Consider the following 16,075-nt stretch of genomic DNA (forward strand, 5'->3'; position numbering starts at 1 on the left):
ACTTGCACCCATGACGATGAAATCCAGCTCAGCTCGATACCGCAGATTGCAGCTTGCCGTCGCGCTAGCCGGGACCGCGGTCCTGCTCGGCGCCTGCAATTTCCGCAGAGACCCTGCGGTCACCGCCAGCATTCCCGATGACTATCGGCTGCGTCACCCGATCGCGGTGCAGGAAGCCCCGGATTCCCTGGTCGTGTTCGTCGGCCAGGGCCGCGGCGGCCTGACGGCCGAGCAGCGCGCCGAGGTGATGGGACTGGCGAACAGCTGGATGCGCCAGGGCACCGGCGCGATCAGCGCCGACGTGCCGAGCGGGACGCCGAACGCCCGGGCGGCCGCCGATTCCATGCGCGAGATCCAGTCGCTGTTCGCAGCCGCCGGCGTGCCGCCGCACGGCCTCACCGTGCGCAATTACCAGCCGAAGGATCCGCGCCAGATGGCCGCGATCCGCCTCAGCTATCCCAAATTGTCGGCCACGGCCGGTCCGTGCGGACTCTGGCCGGACGATCTCGGGCCGTCGATCAAGAACAAGAACTGGTACGACAACAAGCCCGACTGGAACTTCGGCTGCGCCTATCAGCGCAACATGGCGGCGATGGTCGCCAACCCCGCCGATCTGGTGCAGCCGCGCTCCGAGACACCGTCCTATACCACCCGGCGGACCGCGTTCTTCGAGAAATACCGCAAGGGAGCGTCAACCGCGATCGCGTATCCCGAGGCGGACAAGGCCAAACTGAGCGACACAGGCAAATGATCAGCTACGCCCGACAGACTCCAGAGGAGCAGCCCGACGTCGTGCCGCCGCCGGCCGACGATCACATCGCGCCCGCGCCGCGTGTCTCGGTGCAGGCGTTCTGCGAGACCGTGGAGACGGCTGCCACGGTCCAGGCCGCCGGCGAGGACCGGCGGCTCGGCAAGGCGCACCTAAAGGTCCAGATGGGCGGCATGGCGGCCGCTATCGAGGCCTACAAGTCCGCGCCGACGCCCAACGTCATCATCCTGGAAACGGACACCCGCACGGACATCCTGGCCGGCCTCGACCAGCTCGCCACGGTGTGCGATCCCGGCACCCGCGTCGTCGTGATCGGCCGCGTCAACGACGTAACGCTATATCGTGAGCTCGTGCGCCGCGGCGTCAGCGACTACGTGTTGTCGCCGGTGACCCCGATCGACGTGGTGCGGTCGATCTGCAACCTGTTTTCGGCGCCGGAGGCCAAGGCGGTCGGCCGGATCATCGCCGTCGTCGGCGCCAAGGGCGGCGTCGGCGCGTCCACGCTCGCCCACAATATCGCCTGGGCCATCGCGCGGGATCTGTCGATGGACTCCGTCGTGGCCGACCTCGATCTCGCCTTCGGTACGGCCGGTCTCGACTACAATCAGGACCCCGCCCAGGGGATCGCCGACGCGGTGTTCTCGCCGGACCGCATCGACATCGCCTTCATGGACCGGCTGCTGTCAAAATGCACCGATCATCTCAGCCTGCTGGCCGCGCCTGCGACGCTCGACCGCGTCTATGATTTCGGCGCGGAGGCGTTCGACGCGATCTTCGACACGCTGCGCGCGTCGATGCCGTGCATCGTGCTCGACGTACCGCATCAATGGGCGGGCTGGACCAAGCGGGCCCTGATCAGCGCCGACGACATCCTGATCGTGGCGGCGCCGGATCTCGCCTCGCTCCGCAACACCAAGAACATGTTCGACCTGCTCAAGGCCGCGCGGCCCAACGATCGCATGCCGCTGTACTGCCTAAACCAGGTCGGCGTGCCCAAGCGGCCGGAGATCAACGCCAGCGAGTTCGCCAAGGCGATCGAAAGCCCGCCGATCGCGACGATCCCGTTCGAGCCGCAGATCTTCGGCGCGGCAGCCAACAACGGTCAGATGATTGCGGAAATGTCCCCCAACCATCGGACCACCGAGATGTTTCTGCAGATCGCCCAGCGGCTGACCGGCCGCAGCGAGACCAAGAAGCCGAAAGGCTCCTTCCTGTCGCCTCTGCTGGAGAAGCTGAGGAAGTAAGCACGCGTGGAGTTCTAGGTCGTGTTTGGTAAGCGTAGCGGATTGGACGATAATACAAGGACGCTCAGGCCGGCCGCGCCGGCCCCTGAGCCGGCGCCGGCTGCGCCACGCGCAGCCTCTCCGGCCGTGGCGTCGCCTCCCCTCGCGCCGGCGCGGGCCGCGCCTCCTCCCCCGCCGCCGGCCGTCGAGACCCGGCGCTCGGACAATTACTACCAGGTCAAGGCGACGATCTTCGGCGCGCTGATCGAGGCCATCGACCTCGCCCAGCTCGCCAAGCTCGATGGCGAATCGGCGCGCGAGGAAATCCGCGACATCGTCAACGAGATCATCGCGATCAAGAACATCGTGATGTCGATCGCCGAGCAGGAGGAACTGCTCGACGACATCTGCAACGACGTGCTCGGCTATGGCCCGCTCGAGCCGCTGCTGTCGCGCGACGACATCGCCGACATCATGGTCAACGGCGCCGGCACGGTGTTCATCGAAGTCAACGGCAAGATCCAGCGCACCGGCATCCGCTTCCGCGACAATCAGCAATTGCTGAACATCTGCCAGCGCATCGTCAGCCAGGTCGGCCGCCGCGTCGACGAATCCTCGCCGATCTGCGACGCCCGTCTCGCCGACGGCTCCCGCGTCAACGCCATCGTGCCGCCGCTGGCGATCGACGGTCCCGCGCTCACCATTCGTAAGTTCAAGAAGGACAAGCTGACGCTCGATCAGCTGGTCAAGTTTGGCGCGATCTCGCCGGAGGGCGCCGAGATCCTGCAGATCATCGGCCGCGTCCGCTGCAACGTGCTGATCTCCGGCGGTACCGGCTCGGGCAAGACCACGCTGCTGAACTGCCTGACCAACTACATCGATCACGACGAGCGTGTCATCACCTGCGAGGACGCGGCCGAGCTTCAGCTGCAGCAGCCGCATGTGGTGCGTCTCGAAACCCGGCCGCCCAATATCGAGGGCGAAGGCCAGGTCACCATGCGCGAGCTGGTCAGAAACTGTCTGCGTATGCGTCCTGAACGCATCATCGTCGGCGAAGTCCGCGGACCTGAAGCGTTCGACCTGCTTCAGGCCATGAACACCGGTCACGACGGCTCGATGGGCACGCTGCACGCCAACAACCCGCGCGAAGCGCTGTCGCGCTGCGAATCCATGATCACGATGGGCGGCTTCTCGCTGCCGTCGCGCACCATCCGCGAGATGATCTGCGCCTCGATCGACGTCATCGTGCAGGCGGCCCGCCTGCGCGACGGCTCCCGCCGCATCACGCACATCACCGAGGTGATGGGCATGGAAGGCGACACCATCATCACCCAGGACATCTTCCTCTACGACATGGTCGGCGAGGATGCGAACGGCAAGATCATCGGCCGCCATCGCTCGACCGGCATCGGCCGGCCCCGCTTCTGGGAGCGCGCGCGCTACTATGGCGAAGAGAAGCGGCTGGCGGCGGCGCTCGATGCCGCCGAAATCGCCAGCAAGGAGTGAGGAGAGAACCGATGAAGTTCCAGGCTCTGGCTCTCGCCTTCCTTGCCGCTACCGCCATCGGCGGCATGGCCTGGGTGTTTCTTTATCCGATGCTGTCAGGCGAACGAAAGGCCGAGCAGCGGCGCAGCACGGTCGCCAAGGCCGAGCCGGTGGTTCGCCAGGCCGAGCGCAATCAGCGCTCGCGCCGCGAACAGGTCGAAACCTCGCTGAAGGACCTCGAGGCCAAGGCGCAGAAGCAGAGCAAGGTGCCGCTCAACATGCGCATCTCGCAGGCCGGACTCGACTGGACCGTTCAGAAGTTCTGGATCATCTCCGGCGTGCTCGGCTTCTTCGTCTGCGCGATCACTTTCTTCTCAGGCGGCGGCGCGCTCGGCGCGCTCGGCATGGGCTTCGCGGCGGGGTTCGGCCTGCCGCGCTGGATCCTGGGCTATCTCAAGAAGCGTCGCGAGAAGAAATTCCTGGCCGCACTGCCGGACGCGGTCGACGTCATCGTGCGCGGCATCAAGGCCGGCCTGCCGCTGTTCGAGTCGATCAAGGTCGTCGCCGCCGACGCGCCGGAGCCGCTGCGCAGCGAGTTTCTCGCGATCATCGAGACACAGGCGATCGGCATGCCGCTCGGCGAAGCCTGCGCCCGGCTTTATGAGCGCATGCCGCTGCCGGAAGCCAACTTCTTCGGCATCGTGGTCGCGATCCAGCAGAAGTCCGGCGGCAACCTCTCCGAGGCGCTGGGTAACCTGTCGAAGGTGCTGCGCGACCGCAAGAAGATGGCCGAGAAGATCCAGGCGATGTCGATGGAAGCCAAGGCCTCCGCCGGCATCATCGGATCGCTGCCGCCGATCGTGATGCTGCTGGTCTATCTGAGCACGCCCGACTACATCTCGCTGCTCTGGACCCACCCGACCGGCCAGCTCATGCTCGTCGGCTGCGTGATCTGGATGTCGATGGGCATCCTGGTCATGAAGAAGATGATCAATTTCGATTTCTGAGGGGTGGACCATGGTCGACTTTCTGGTCTCCAAGCTGCACGATCCGCACTTCATGACGATGTTCTTCGCCGCCATCGCGGCGAGTTTGACCGTCTACACGCTGGTCATGCCGCTGTTCGCGGGCGAGAACCTGAACAAGCGCATGAAGGCCGTCGCCAGCGAGCGCGAGCGGATCAAGCAGCGCGAGCGCGAGCGCCTCAATGCCGGCGAGAAGGTCTCGCTGCGGCAGACGCCCAAACAGCTGGTCTCCAGGGTCGTCGAGGATTTCAACCTCACGAAATGGCTGGCGCAGGAAGCCGCGCGCGAGAAGCTGATCATGGCCGGCTATCGCGGCCAGGCGCCCTACATCACCTTCCTGTTCGCGCGACTCGTGACGCCGCTGGTGCTGTTCGTCGGCTCCGTGCTCTACGTGTTCGTGATCGCGCATCTGGAGAAATCGATGCCGGTCAAGATCGGCATCTGCGTCGGCATGGCCTATCTCGGCCTGCAGGCGCCGATGCTGTTCCTCAGCAACGCGATCTCGAAGCGCCAGCTCTCGATCAAGCGCGCCTTCCCGGACGCGCTCGACCTGCTGCTGATCTGCATCGAGTCCGGCATGTCGATCGAGGCCGCGTTCCGCCGCGTGGCGATGGAAATCTCCAGCCAGTCGATCGCGCTGTCGGAGGAATTCACGCTGACCACCGCGGAGCTGTCCTATTTGCAGGACCGCAAGGTCGCCTACGAAAACCTCGCCCGCCGCACCGGCCTCGAAGGCGTCAAGTCGGTCTGTCTCGCGCTCCAGCAATCCGAGCGCTACGGCACGCCGCTTGGCCAATCGCTGCGCGTGATGGCGCAGGAAAATCGCGACATGCGCATGAACGAGGCCGAGAAAAAGGCCGCCGCGCTGCCGCCGAAGCTGACGGTGCCGATGATCCTGTTCTTCCTGCCGGTGCTGTTCGTGGTCATTCTGGGACCGACCGGCATCAAGGTCGCGGCCATGCAGTAGCCGACGGCCCGCACGGCGAAAAATCGCTTGCGGAGGCGGCGCCACTTTGAGAGGGAGGCGGAGCATTGATCAAGGTCTCCGCCTGATGTCCGACCAGTTCCGCCGCGCCGATGGCGCCCGCGTCCTCGCCGATCTGAACGCGCTGCGCGCCTACGGCACCTACAAGACCGGCGTCCACCGGCCGACCTTTTCCGAGGCGCATCGGCAGTCGCTGGATTGGCTCGCCGCGCGCCTGCCGGACGCGCAGCTTTCGGCTGAGATCGACGGGATCGGCAACGTGCTCGGCATGAGCGCGAAGCCGGGACCGAAGCTGCTGGCCGGATCGCATCTCGAGAGTCAGAACTACGCCGGCTGGCTCGATGGTCCGCTCGGCGTGATCTACGCGCTGGAAGCGGCGCGCGTGCTCAATCCCGATCCCGCCATCGCAGGTGCCGTCGAAGTCGCCTCCTGGTGTGACGAGGAGGGCCATTTCGGCGCCTTCCTCGGCAGCCGCTCCTATGTCGGCGATGTCAGCGAGGCCGACATCGACGCCGCCCGCGACCGCAGCAGCCCGCGCACGATGCGCGAGGCGCTCGCCGAAATGGGCCTCGCGGGGCGTCCTCGCCTGCAGGCCGAGCGCGGCCGCCACATCGGCTATCTCGAAGCCCATATCGAGCAGGGCGACACGCTGGAAAAGGGCGAGCTCAAAATCGGCGTTGTCACCTCGATCGTCGGCATCTGGCAGTACCGCATCGTCTTCACCGGCGAGCAGAACCACGCCGGCACGACGCGGATGGCGGTGCGCAAAGACGCGGGCCTCGCGCTCGCCAAATTCTGCGTCGACATCGATACGCGGTTTCCCTCTGCCTGCGGCCCGCGCACGGTGTGGACCACGGGGCGCGTCACGCTCGATCCGGGTGCGCCGAGCATCATCCCCGGCCAGGCCGAGATGCTGTTCCAGATCCGCGACGACAATGCCGCCGTGATCGACCGGCTCGAAGCATTGCTGCGCGAGATGGCCGCGCAGGTCTCCGCGGCCGGGCCGTGTCAGGTCGCCGTCGAGCGCATCCGCACCGGCGCGCCGGCGATGATGGACGGCGGCTTCCAGGATGCGATCGAGGCGGCGAGCGCCGCGCTGGCCGGCGGCAAGTCGCTGCGAATGCCGAGTGGCGCCGGGCACGACGCCCAGGTGCTGGCGACCATCATGCCGGCGGGGATGCTGTTCGTGCCGTCGATCGGCGGCATCAGCCATCACTGGACCGAGAACACCTCCGACGCAGATATCGTCACCGGCGCCGACGTGTTCGTCGAGACCTGCCGGCGCCTGCTGGCAGGCGCGTGACGAGCGTCAGTCCGGCTGGCTGAGCGAGGCCATCGGCGCGGCGTTCCGCGCCTTGCTTTTGCCCTGGCCTTCGCGCTGCCCCTGGATCATCTGCTTGAGGTACGCGACGTTCGCCGCGGCCTCGTCCGGCGGCAGGTCGGCGCGGGCGATCTGCTCGGCCTCGGCGAAGCGGCCCTGCAGGCCGACGACGAGCGCAAGGTTCTGCCGCACCCGGGCATCCGCCCGCTGCGAGCCATAGGCTTGGCGCAGCGCCTGCTCGGCGTTCGGCAGGTCGCGCGTCAGCATGTAGGACAGGCCGAGATTGGACAGCACCGAGGGCTCGCCGGGCACGATCTTCAGCGCGCTCTCGTAGTAGCGCCGCGCCTCGTCGTGGCGGCCCATCTGGTCCAGCGCGGTGCCCTGCACCGACAGCAGCTTCCAATCGGGATTGTCGGGCGAGTGCGCGCGCGACAGCACGTCGAAGGCCAGCTTGAAATTGCCGTTGTCGGCGAGCGCCCGGCCGTAGGCCGCAAGCACCGTCTTGTTGCCGGGATTGGCGAGAGTCGCCTGCTCGAGCACAGCGACCGCCTGCTCGCGCTGGCCGTTGGTGCGCAGCGCCTGGCCGTAGGCAACCGCCATCGCCGCATCCTTCGGATTGGCGCGATAGCGCTCGCCATAGACCTCGACCGCGCGCTGCGGCGTCGCGGGCGGCGGCGGCTCGGCGCTTCTGCCCAGCGAGCCCGTGACGTCGGACACGGTCTGGCAACCGCCGAGGCCGGCGGCGAGAAGCGCGGCGAAGGCGACCGACGCGAGGATGCGGCTGATGGCAGGCTGCTGACGCATTGTCACTGGACTCGAGGGACGTGCGAAATGAACGCGCCAGCAATAAACTGTTAACGCTAACAGCCGGTTAATGACCGGATGCGGGCATGGATGGCTGCTCTGCGCCGGTTTGCGGGCGATGCGGCCGGCACGATTGCAGCGATCCTCAAACTCTGCGAAGTCTGCGTGAGCAGCGCGTCCGTTCAGGAACCATTAGGCATGCCCTCGATCTTTGAAACCGCTCCGGCCTCCTCCGCCATTCCGATCACCTTCGTGACGAAGGCACGCTGGCCCGAGATTCGAGAGAGCCTGCCGGTCGAGGCCCGCACCTTCGCCGAGGCCAATGTCTACGCGGCCAAGCCCGGCAGCTGCCTGATTCTTCCCGGCGCGGACGGCCGTATCGCGCAGGTGCTGTTCGGCATCGAGGACGCCGACGCGAAGCACCGCGATCTGTTCCGCCCCGGCGCCCTGCCCGGCCTGCTGCCTGCCGGCACCTACCGCTTCGCCAATGCGCCGCATGACGCGCGCCTTGCCGCGCTCGCCTTCGCGCTCGGCAGCTATCGCTTCGGCCGCTACCGCAAGTCGGAGCCGCCGGAGGTCCGCCTCGTGCCGCCCGAGGGCGTCGATGCCGCCGAGCTCGACCGTCTCGCCGACGCCGCGACATTGGCGCGCGATCTCGTCAACACGCCGTCCAACGACATGGGGCCGGAGGAGCTCGAGGCTGCCGCGAAGCAGGTCGCCGAGCGTTTTGGCGCGCGCTTCAGCAGCATCGTCGGCGACGACCTGCTGGCGCGGAGTTTCCCGCTCGTGCACGCCGTCGGCCGCGCCTCGACGCGGGCGCCGCGGCTGATCGAGCTCAACTGGGGTGACGCATCGCATCCGAAGGTGACGCTGGTCGGCAAGGGTGTCTGCTTCGACACCGGCGGGCTCGATCTCAAGCCGTCCAGCAGCATGCTGCTGATGAAAAAGGACATGGGCGGCGCCGCCAACGTGCTGGCGCTGGCGCAGATGATCATGGATGCGAAGCTCAAGCTGCAGCTGCGCGTGCTGATCCCCGCGGTCGAGAATTCTGTCGCCGGCAACGCGTTCCGGCCGATGGACGTGTTTCCATCGCGCAAGGGGATCACGGTCGAGATCGGCAACACCGACGCCGAGGGACGGCTGATCCTGGCCGATGCGCTGTCGCTCGCCTGCGAGGACAAGCCGGATCTCTTGATCGACATGGGCACGCTGACCGGAGCTGCGCGCGTCGCGCTCGGTCCCGAGCTGCCGCCGTTCTACACCAACGACGAGGCGCTCGCCGCCGACGTCGCGCGCTGTGCTGCGACCGAAAACGATCCGCTGTGGCGGATGCCGCTGTGGGCGCCGTATGACAGCTGGCTCGACTCCAAGGTCGCGACCATCAACAACGCACCGTCCGGCGGCTTCGCCGGCTCGATCACCTGCGCGCTGTTCCTGCAGCGCTTCGTCGAGCCGACGACGACATGGCTGCACCTCGACATCTTCGCCTGGACGCCGTCGGCCAAGCCGGGCCGCCCCGAAGGCGGCGAGTGCCAGGCGGCGCGTGCGCTCTACAAGCTGCTGAGCGAGCGCTATGGCTGATCCGCGCATCACGCCGGCGCGCGGCGACATCGCGGCGAGGCATCTCGAGGGACAGGTCACCGCCGAGCGTTTCGTCGACGGCGAGCCGCGCGTGGTGATCGATCCGATCGCGCCGCTGCGCCTGCAGCCGCAGTCCGGCGCCGAGCTGGCGACCCAGGCGCTGAAGGGCGAGCGCGTCACGATCTATGATCGCAACGGCGAGGGCTGGGCCTGGGGCCAGCTCGAACGCGACTTCTATGTCGGCTGGCTGCCTGAGGCTGCTCTCGCTACACCCACTGCGGCGCCGACGCACAAGATCAGCGCGCTGCGCAGCTTCGCGTTTCCCGGGCCGTCGATCAAGCTGCCGCCGGTCGAGACGCTGCTGATGGGAGCGGCTGTGGCTGTTGTCCGCGACGAGGCGAGCTTCGTGGTCACGGCGGACGGCTGGTTCGTGCCGAAGCGGCACGTCGCTGGACTTGATCATGCCGAGCCGGACTACGTCGCCGTCGCCGAGCGCTTCGTCGGCACGCCCTATCTGTGGGGCGGCAAGAGCAGCCTCGGCATCGACTGCTCCGGGCTGGTGCAGGTGTCCTTGAATGCTGCCGGCGTGGCATGCCCGCGCGACAGCGACATGCAGCTGGCGTCGCTCGGACGGGCGCTTGATGAGGCTGAGCCGCCGCGCCGCGGCGACCTGATCTTCTGGAAGGGCCACGTCGCGATTGTGCGCGACGCCGATACGATCGTGCACGCCAACGCGTTCCACATGGCCACGCAGTTCGAGCCGATCGCGGAAGCCATCGTGCGCATCAAGGCGAGTGGCAGCGATGTGCTCGCGATCAAGCGGCTGGATTGACCCGCCTCATCGCGCTGACGCGTCTCTCGATGAGATTGAGAGGCGCAAGCTCCCTCCTCCGTCATTGCGAGCGTAGCGAAGCAATCCAGAGTCCCGCCCACCACCCTGGATTGCTTCGCTACGCTCGCAATGACGCGGAGAGAGTAGCGCAAGAGTCCGATACACCTATCAAACAGCATGGGAACAAGCATCAGCACTCTCGCGGCGTCATCCGCCCGAGTGATGGACACTCATCCGCCCTCGACAGAAGAGAGGGCGCAGGGAAGGCCGGGTGCCGAGCGCACCCGTGGTTGCGTGCAAGAAAGCACGCGGTAGTCACCACAGGTACGGGCCGAACATCCGGCCTTCCCTGCGCGATGGGCTGCGTCTTATACGTGCTCTCCCCAGGGACCGGCTGTCTTGCCCCTGTCGGCCGCGGGCCTCATCAGCGCTCGCGACCTTGACGCCAGCATCGGGGCGCCAGGACCACACGACTTCGTCGCCCGCCTGATGCCGTTCGTCCGTGCGCACCTGCACACGCAGCATCACAGCGGCCATCGCATCCCGCACCGACGTCCGTGACGACGCGTACGCCCCTCTCGCGGGCAGGACGGGCGCAGTATGCACAAATTCCGAAAATAAGAAACAGGAATATTTTTCGCGGGGGGCTGGACAAGTCTTCGAGGACGACGCCCGTCGGGCAAATCACCCCGTTGGATGCTTGAAAATAGGCATGTTGTGTCCTCATTGGAGCGAGCTATTCTGGGCGCGCGGAGTTCGTGAATGACAAAACAGAGGACACAATCGCTCGACATTGATGCGCAGCGTCGTGTTCTTGCCGAATTGTTCGCTCTCGCTGAACGCCACTGGGAATTTGTCTCGATCCTGGAACAGGCGGGCTGGGACGTCGTGAAGCCGCGGCTCGATTTCGAGGCCTCGTTCGCCGAGAGCGACGAGGAGCAATCCGAATTTAGGCGCTACGTCGTCGAACACGCGAAAATAAGCCTGGGGAATCCCAACATTCGCTTCCGCCTCCCCGAAGGCGAGCCGTGTTCGACCGCATACATGGACGATCTGCGTCGTCGTCACGAGGAGCAGTTCGGGAGTCACCGGGCTCCCGGCCGGCCGTTATGGATGAAGCAACTCGATCCCTGCCTCCGCCGGATGGAACGGCTTCGGTATGAGGATCGGGCTGTTTACGATCGCCGCTTCGCGTGCGTGGAGGCGGAAGAGAAGCAACGGCGCGTTCGCGAAACCGCTCGGCATGCGTCCGGATTGGCAAAGCAGTTCGGCGGGGAACTCGATCAACCTGCACGGTTCTACCAAGCCGTGATGGAGCGTGAGTCGAAGCCGTTGGGCTTCAGCGCCGACGCCGAGAGATCGGCGAGAGACCGCCCCGTGTTGTCGAAAGAGTTGATCGACGGGTGGGACCTCTGCCTTTCACCGGAGCCGCTGGCCTGGTTTCCGGGACGACAGGATGGGAAGGCGGAAACCATTCTCAGCCTCCAGGCCCGACGTCATCGCAGGCCGGCGGCCCATGCCAAGTGGGATCAATCCCTCATTGTCGAGTTCACGAAGTTGATTCGTCACTTCGATCTGCTTTACAGAAACTTTGCCTCACTCGATGAGCTCGAGGTGATTCTCATGGCTCGAATGCACTTCTTGTCTTTGGTGATTGAGGACATCGAGGCGGGCTTGCGGGTTGGCCTGAGCAAGTTTTTCTAATTCACAGCCTCATCGCCAAGGTCGATGCGTGTCGCGCGAACTAATGTGCCATTGGAACGGGGCTGCCTTGCCTGGTCAGCCGTCCACTGGAGAGATCGACTTTGTAGATCGCACCCCGCTCCAGGCGCTCGCCCATTCCGATCTCAGCCGACTCCTCGATGTCAGGGCTTCCGCACAACGCGCAGACTTTCACGTCGCTGCTGAACACCGGAAAGGTTTGCAGACAAGAGCGGCATCTGTGAAAGAATGACAAGGTGAGCTCCGTTGGCTCTCGGCGGCATCACGGAATCAAAACCTGTTTTCGTCCCGGCACAGATAGCTCCAGCCGGCAGACCTCGCAGATCAACTGCTTCGCCATAATCTATGTCGACCCAATTCAGGTCGTGCGCTAGCTCGCCGCCGCCCCGTTCCCCGCCGTCTCGTTCCGGAACGCCGCGGCGAACAGCGCGCGCGTGTAGTCGGTCTGCGGCGCCTTGAACAGCTGCGCGGCCGGGCCCTCCTCGACCACCTTGCCGTGACGCATCACGATCAGGTGGCTCGCCAGCGCCGCGACCACGCGGAGATCGTGCGAGATGAACATGTAGGTCAGCTCGCGCTTGCGCTGCAGCTCGCGCAGCAGCTCGACCATCTGGGCCTGGAACAGCATGTCGAGCGCGGAGGTCGGCTCGTCGAGCACGACGAAGCTCGGCTCCAGCACGACGGCGCGGGCGACCGAGATGCGCTGGCGCTGACCTCCGGAGAACTCGTGCGGGTAGCGGAAGCGGGTCGCGGGATCGAGGCCGACGTCTTTCAGAGCCTTCACGACCTTGGCCTCGCGCCCGTCCTCGGACAAATCCGGCTGATGCACGGTCAGGCCTTCGGCGATGATGTCGCCGACCGACATGCGCGGGCTGAGCGCGCCGAACGGGTCCTGGAAGACGATCTGCATGTCCCGGCGGAACGGGCGGACGTCCTTGAACGACAGCCCCTGGATCTCCTTGCCGAGAAACACGATCGGGCCGTCGGAGGAGATCAGCCGCAACAGCGCCAGGCCCAAGGTCGTCTTGCCCGAGCCGGACTCGCCGACGACGCCGAGCGTCTCGCCCTTGCGCACGGCGACGCTGACGCCGTCGACCGCCTTGATGTGACCGACGGTGGAGCGGAACAGGCCGCGCTTGATCGGAAACCAGACCTTGAGGTCCTTCGCCTGCATCACCACCGGCTGATCGGGCCGCGGCGGCGCCGGGTCGGGCTTCGGCTCGGCGGCGAGCAGCGCCTTGGTGTAGGGATGCTGTGGCGCGGTGAAGACCTGCTCGACCGGTCCCTGCTCGACGATCTTGCCGCCATTCATGACGCAGACGCGATCGGCGATGCGGCGGACGATGCCGAGATCATGGGTGATGAACAGCAGGCTCATGCCGAGCCGCGCGCGGATGTCGGCGAGCAGCGCCAGGATCTGCGCCTGCACGGTGACGTCGAGTGCCGTGGTCGGCTCATCGGCGATAAGCAGGTCCGGCTCGTTGGCGAGCGCCATCGCGATCATCACGCGCTGGCGCTGGCCACCGGAGAGCTGATGCGGATAGCTGCCGAGCCGCGTCTCCGGCTCGGGGATGCCGACCTGCGTCAGCAGCTCCAGCACGCGCTTGCGCGCCGCACTGTTCGAGATCGGCTGATGCAGTTGCAGGATCTCGCTGATCTGCCGCTCGATCGTGTGCAGCGGATTGAGCGACGTCATCGGCTCCTGGAAGATGATCGAGATGTCGCTGCCACGGATCTCGCGCATGTCGCCTTCGGACAGCGGCAGCAGATCGCGGCCCTTGAAGCGGATGCTGCCCGAGGGATGCGAGGCCACCGGGTAGGGCAACAGCTTCAGCACCGAGAGCGCGCTGACCGACTTGCCCGAGCCGGACTCGCCGACCAGCGCGACGCATTCGCCGCGCTTGATGTCGAAGGAGACGTGGTCGACAGCGGTCGACGCGCGGCCGCCCTGGTGGAACGCCACCGAGAGATCGCTGACCGACAAAAGCGGCTGGGTCATCGCATCCATGTCATCGTGTCCATGTCATCGCATCCCTGGCGCTCACCTGAACGTCTTGCGCGGATCGAAGGCGTCGCGCACGGCCTCGCCGATGAAGATCAGGAGCGACAGCATGATCGCGACCGAGAAGAAGCCGGTGAGGCCGAGCCACGGCGCCTGCACGTTGGCCTTGGCCTGCGACAGCATCTCGCCCAGCGACGGCGATCCCGGCGGCAGGCCGAAGCCGAGGAAGTCGAGCGCGGTGAGCGTCATTACCGAGCTGGAGACGATGAACGGCAGGAACGTCATGGTCGCGACCATCGCGTTCGGCAGCAGATGCCGCCACATGATGACGACGTTGGAGACGCCGAGCGCACGGGCGGCCTGGATATATTCGAAATTGCGGCCGCGCAGGAATTCGGCGCGGACGAGGCCGACCAGTGACACCCACGAGAACAGCAGCATGATGCCGAGCAAAGTGAAGAAGCCGGGCACCAGCACCGCGGACAGGATCAAGAGCAGATAGAGATAGGGGATCGCGTTCCAGATCTCGATGAAGCGCTGGAACAAGAGATCGACCCAGCCGCCGAAATAGCCCTGCACGCCGCCGGCGGCGATACCGATGATCGACGAGAAGAACGTCAGCAACAGGCCGAACAGCACGGAGATGCGGAAGCCGTAGATCAGACGCGCGACGACGTCGCGTCCCTGGTCATCGGTGCCGAGCCAATTGTATTCGAGATCCCGGCAGCTCTTCAGCCCCTTCTTCTCGACCACCGCCTTGCACTGCGATTCCTTCAGCATCCAGGTCGGCGGCGACGGCGCCGGCGTCGGCAGGTCGAGATTGTGGGTGGCGTAGGAGTAGCGGATCAGCGGCCAGATCACGGTGCCGCCCTTGTCGGCGATCAGCTTCTGCAAATACGGATCGCGATAGTCGGCGGCGGTCTCGAAGTCGCCACCGAACGCGGTCTCCGGATAGGAGACGAAGGCGGGAAAATACAGGTGGCCGTCGAACTTGATCAGGAACGGCCGGTCGTTGGCGATCAGCTCGGCGAACATCGAGACGATGAACAGAAACAGGAAAATCCACAGCGACCAGTAGCCGCGGCGGTTGGCCTTGAAATTCTGCCAGCGGCGCTGGTTGAGCGGCGACGGCTTGAAGCGGTGCCGCGTCGGCGGCACGGCCTCGCCGAGCGGCGCCTGGGTCGTGGTTTCGATCGGTGCGGTCTTCAGCATCGTCAGACCTCCCGCGCCTCGAAGTCGATCCGCGGATCGATCCACATGTAGGTCAGATCCGAGATCAGGTTGATGGCGAGGCCGAGCAGCGAGAAGATGAAGAGATTGCCGAACACGACCGGATAGTCGCGGTTGAGGATGCTCTCGAACGACAACAGGCCAAGGCCGTCGAGCGAGAAGATGGTCTCGATCAGCAGCGAGCCGGAGAAGAAGGCGTGGATGAAGGTGCCGGGGAAACCGGCGATCACGATCAGCATGGCATTGCGGAAGACGTGGCCGTACAGCACCTGGGTCTCGCTGCAGCCCTTGGCGCGCGCGGTCATGACGTATTGCTTACGGATCTCGTCGAGGAACGAGTTCTTGGTGAGCAGGGTCATGGTCGCGAAGGCGCCGAGCGCCATCGACACCAGCGGCAAGGTCAGGTGCCAGAAATAGTCGATGATCTTCCAGTACCAGGGGAAGTTGGCCCAGCCGTCCGAGGTCAGGCCGCGCAGCGGGAAGATGTTGAGGAACGAGCCGCCGGCGAACAGGATGATCAGCAGGATCGCGAACAGGAAGCCGGGAATGGCATAGCCGATGATGATGACCGCTGACGTCCAGACGTCGAAGCGCGAGCCGTCTGCGACAGCCTTGCGGATGCCCAAGGGGATCGAGATCAGATAGGTCAGCAGGGTCATCCAGATGCCGAGCGACATCGAGACCGGCAGCTTCTCCTTGATCAGCTGCAGCACGGTGGTGTCGCGGAAGTAGCTCTTGCCGAAATCGAAGCGGGCGAAGTTCCAGACCATCAGCGCGAAGCGCTCCGGCGCCGGCTTGTCGAAGCCGAACTGCTTTTCGAGCTGCTTGATGAAGGCGGGATCGAGGCCCTGCGCGCCGCGATATTTGGAGTTGGTATCACCGGAGCCGACCTGGCCCGGCGGCCTTGCGCCGAAATCCGAGCCGCTGCCGCCCGAGATGCGCGAGGTGCCGCCGGTGTCGGCGCCGGTCAGTTGCGCAATGACGCGTTCGACCGGGCCGCCCGGCGCGAACTGCACCACGACGAAGGAGATGAAGAGGATCCCGAGCAGGGTCGGGAGCATCAGAAACATGCGGCGAGCGATATAGGCAGCCATGA

Annotated in this window: 13 protein-coding genes; 9 read left to right on the forward strand and 4 right to left on the reverse strand. The window is 65.7% G+C overall.

What is annotated here, in order from left to right; genetic code table 11:
• Positions 1-10 precede the first annotated feature (10 nt).
• The 6 genes from ACQR1Y_RS20070 (at position 11) to ACQR1Y_RS20095 (ending at position 6,790) form a co-directional block, all read left to right on the forward strand.
• The gene (locus ACQR1Y_RS20070; RefSeq protein ID WP_434877900.1) at positions 11-751 is read left to right on the forward strand and encodes a CpaD family pilus assembly protein; all 741 of its coding nucleotides are present in this window, start codon (positions 11-13) and stop codon (positions 749-751) included.
• Positions 748-2,013, forward strand: coding sequence for an AAA family ATPase (locus tag ACQR1Y_RS20075; RefSeq protein WP_434856323.1), 1,266 nt, complete (start codon positions 748-750; stop codon positions 2,011-2,013). The genes ACQR1Y_RS20070 and ACQR1Y_RS20075 overlap by 4 nt, the downstream gene beginning before the upstream one ends.
• Before the next feature lie 21 nt (positions 2,014-2,034).
• Entirely contained in the window at positions 2,035-3,498 is a 1,464-nt protein-coding gene (locus ACQR1Y_RS20080) for a CpaF family protein (RefSeq protein WP_434877899.1), read from the forward strand.
• An 11-nt stretch (positions 3,499-3,509) separates the two neighbouring features.
• Positions 3,510-4,484, forward strand: a complete 975-nt coding sequence (locus ACQR1Y_RS20085) for a type II secretion system F family protein (RefSeq protein ID WP_434856325.1) — start codon at positions 3,510-3,512, stop codon at positions 4,482-4,484.
• 10 nt (positions 4,485-4,494) lie between these two features.
• Entirely contained in the window at positions 4,495-5,469 is a 975-nt protein-coding gene (locus ACQR1Y_RS20090) for a type II secretion system F family protein (protein WP_434856326.1), read from the forward strand.
• A gap of 85 nt (positions 5,470-5,554) precedes the next feature.
• Complete coding sequence (locus ACQR1Y_RS20095) at positions 5,555-6,790, forward strand: Zn-dependent hydrolase (protein ID WP_434877898.1); 1,236 nt, start codon at positions 5,555-5,557, stop codon at positions 6,788-6,790.
• Between the two features lie 6 nt (positions 6,791-6,796).
• Here ACQR1Y_RS20095 and ACQR1Y_RS20100 read toward each other — a convergent pair whose 3' ends face one another.
• Positions 6,797-7,612: a tetratricopeptide repeat protein gene (locus ACQR1Y_RS20100; protein WP_434877897.1), complete on the reverse strand. Its 816-nt coding sequence runs from the start codon at positions 7,610-7,612 to the stop codon at positions 6,797-6,799.
• A gap of 198 nt (positions 7,613-7,810) precedes the next feature.
• Here ACQR1Y_RS20100 and ACQR1Y_RS20105 point away from each other — a divergent pair, with 198 nt between their 5' ends.
• The 3 genes from ACQR1Y_RS20105 to ACQR1Y_RS20115 all read left to right on the forward strand — a co-directional run bounded on the left by ACQR1Y_RS20105 (position 7,811) and on the right by ACQR1Y_RS20115 (position 11,729).
• Positions 7,811-9,193 carry a leucyl aminopeptidase family protein gene (locus ACQR1Y_RS20105; RefSeq protein ID WP_434877896.1) on the forward strand — a complete coding sequence of 461 codons (1,383 nt, stop codon included), beginning with the start codon at positions 7,811-7,813 and terminating at the stop codon, positions 9,191-9,193.
• Positions 9,186-10,025 carry an NlpC/P60 family protein gene (locus ACQR1Y_RS20110; RefSeq protein WP_434856330.1) on the forward strand — a complete coding sequence of 280 codons (840 nt, stop codon included), beginning with the start codon at positions 9,186-9,188 and terminating at the stop codon, positions 10,023-10,025. The genes ACQR1Y_RS20105 and ACQR1Y_RS20110 overlap by 8 nt, the downstream gene beginning before the upstream one ends.
• A gap of 762 nt (positions 10,026-10,787) precedes the next feature.
• Positions 10,788-11,729, forward strand: a complete 942-nt coding sequence (locus ACQR1Y_RS20115; RefSeq protein ID WP_434877895.1) for a hypothetical protein — start codon at positions 10,788-10,790, stop codon at positions 11,727-11,729.
• Positions 11,730-12,117: 388 nt separating this feature from the next.
• Here the strand turns inward: ACQR1Y_RS20115 and ACQR1Y_RS20120 are convergent, their stop codons facing one another.
• From ACQR1Y_RS20120 to ACQR1Y_RS20130, 3 genes are read right to left on the reverse strand one after another with little or no spacing between them, the layout of a single operon-like run.
• Positions 12,118-13,755 (reverse strand): ABC transporter ATP-binding protein, encoded by a 1,638-nt coding sequence (locus ACQR1Y_RS20120; protein WP_434877894.1) that lies wholly within the window; start codon positions 13,753-13,755, stop codon positions 12,118-12,120.
• A gap of 33 nt (positions 13,756-13,788) precedes the next feature.
• Entirely contained in the window at positions 13,789-14,961 is a 1,173-nt protein-coding gene (locus ACQR1Y_RS20125) for an ABC transporter permease (protein WP_434856335.1), read from the reverse strand.
• A gap of 2 nt (positions 14,962-14,963) precedes the next feature.
• Positions 14,964-16,073 carry a microcin C ABC transporter permease YejB gene (locus ACQR1Y_RS20130; protein WP_434877893.1) on the reverse strand — a complete coding sequence of 370 codons (1,110 nt, stop codon included), beginning with the start codon at positions 16,071-16,073 and terminating at the stop codon, positions 14,964-14,966.
• Positions 16,074-16,075: the final 2 nt, after the last annotated feature.

The organism is Bradyrhizobium sp. HKCCYLRH3099, from assembly GCF_051167855.1.
In the GTDB taxonomy this organism is placed as follows: Bacteria; Pseudomonadota; Alphaproteobacteria; order Rhizobiales; family Xanthobacteraceae; genus Bradyrhizobium.

Bases quoted from the DNA above. Each gene is read 5' to 3' on its own strand.
- ACQR1Y_RS20070 (WP_434877900.1), top strand. From the start codon at position 11: ATGACGATGAAATCCAGCTCAGCTCGATACCGCAGATTGCAGCTTGCC.
- ACQR1Y_RS20075 (WP_434856323.1), top strand. From the start codon at position 748: ATGATCAGCTACGCCCGACAGACTCCAGAGGAGCAGCCCGACGTCGTG.
- ACQR1Y_RS20085 (WP_434856325.1), top strand. From the start codon at position 3,510: ATGAAGTTCCAGGCTCTGGCTCTCGCCTTCCTTGCCGCTACCGCCATC.
- ACQR1Y_RS20090 (WP_434856326.1), top strand. From the start codon at position 4,495: ATGGTCGACTTTCTGGTCTCCAAGCTGCACGATCCGCACTTCATGACG.
- ACQR1Y_RS20095 (WP_434877898.1), top strand. From the start codon at position 5,555: ATGTCCGACCAGTTCCGCCGCGCCGATGGCGCCCGCGTCCTCGCCGAT.
- ACQR1Y_RS20100 (WP_434877897.1), bottom strand. From the start codon at position 7,612: ATGCGTCAGCAGCCTGCCATCAGCCGCATCCTCGCGTCGGTCGCCTTC.
- ACQR1Y_RS20105 (WP_434877896.1), top strand. From the start codon at position 7,811: ATGCCCTCGATCTTTGAAACCGCTCCGGCCTCCTCCGCCATTCCGATC.
- ACQR1Y_RS20110 (WP_434856330.1), top strand. From the start codon at position 9,186: ATGGCTGATCCGCGCATCACGCCGGCGCGCGGCGACATCGCGGCGAGG.
- ACQR1Y_RS20115 (WP_434877895.1), top strand. From the start codon at position 10,788: ATGACAAAACAGAGGACACAATCGCTCGACATTGATGCGCAGCGTCGT.
- ACQR1Y_RS20120 (WP_434877894.1), bottom strand. From the start codon at position 13,755: ATGGATGCGATGACCCAGCCGCTTTTGTCGGTCAGCGATCTCTCGGTG.
- ACQR1Y_RS20125 (WP_434856335.1), bottom strand. From the start codon at position 14,961: ATGCTGAAGACCGCACCGATCGAAACCACGACCCAGGCGCCGCTCGGC.
- ACQR1Y_RS20130 (WP_434877893.1), bottom strand. From the start codon at position 16,073: ATGGCTGCCTATATCGCTCGCCGCATGTTTCTGATGCTCCCGACCCTG.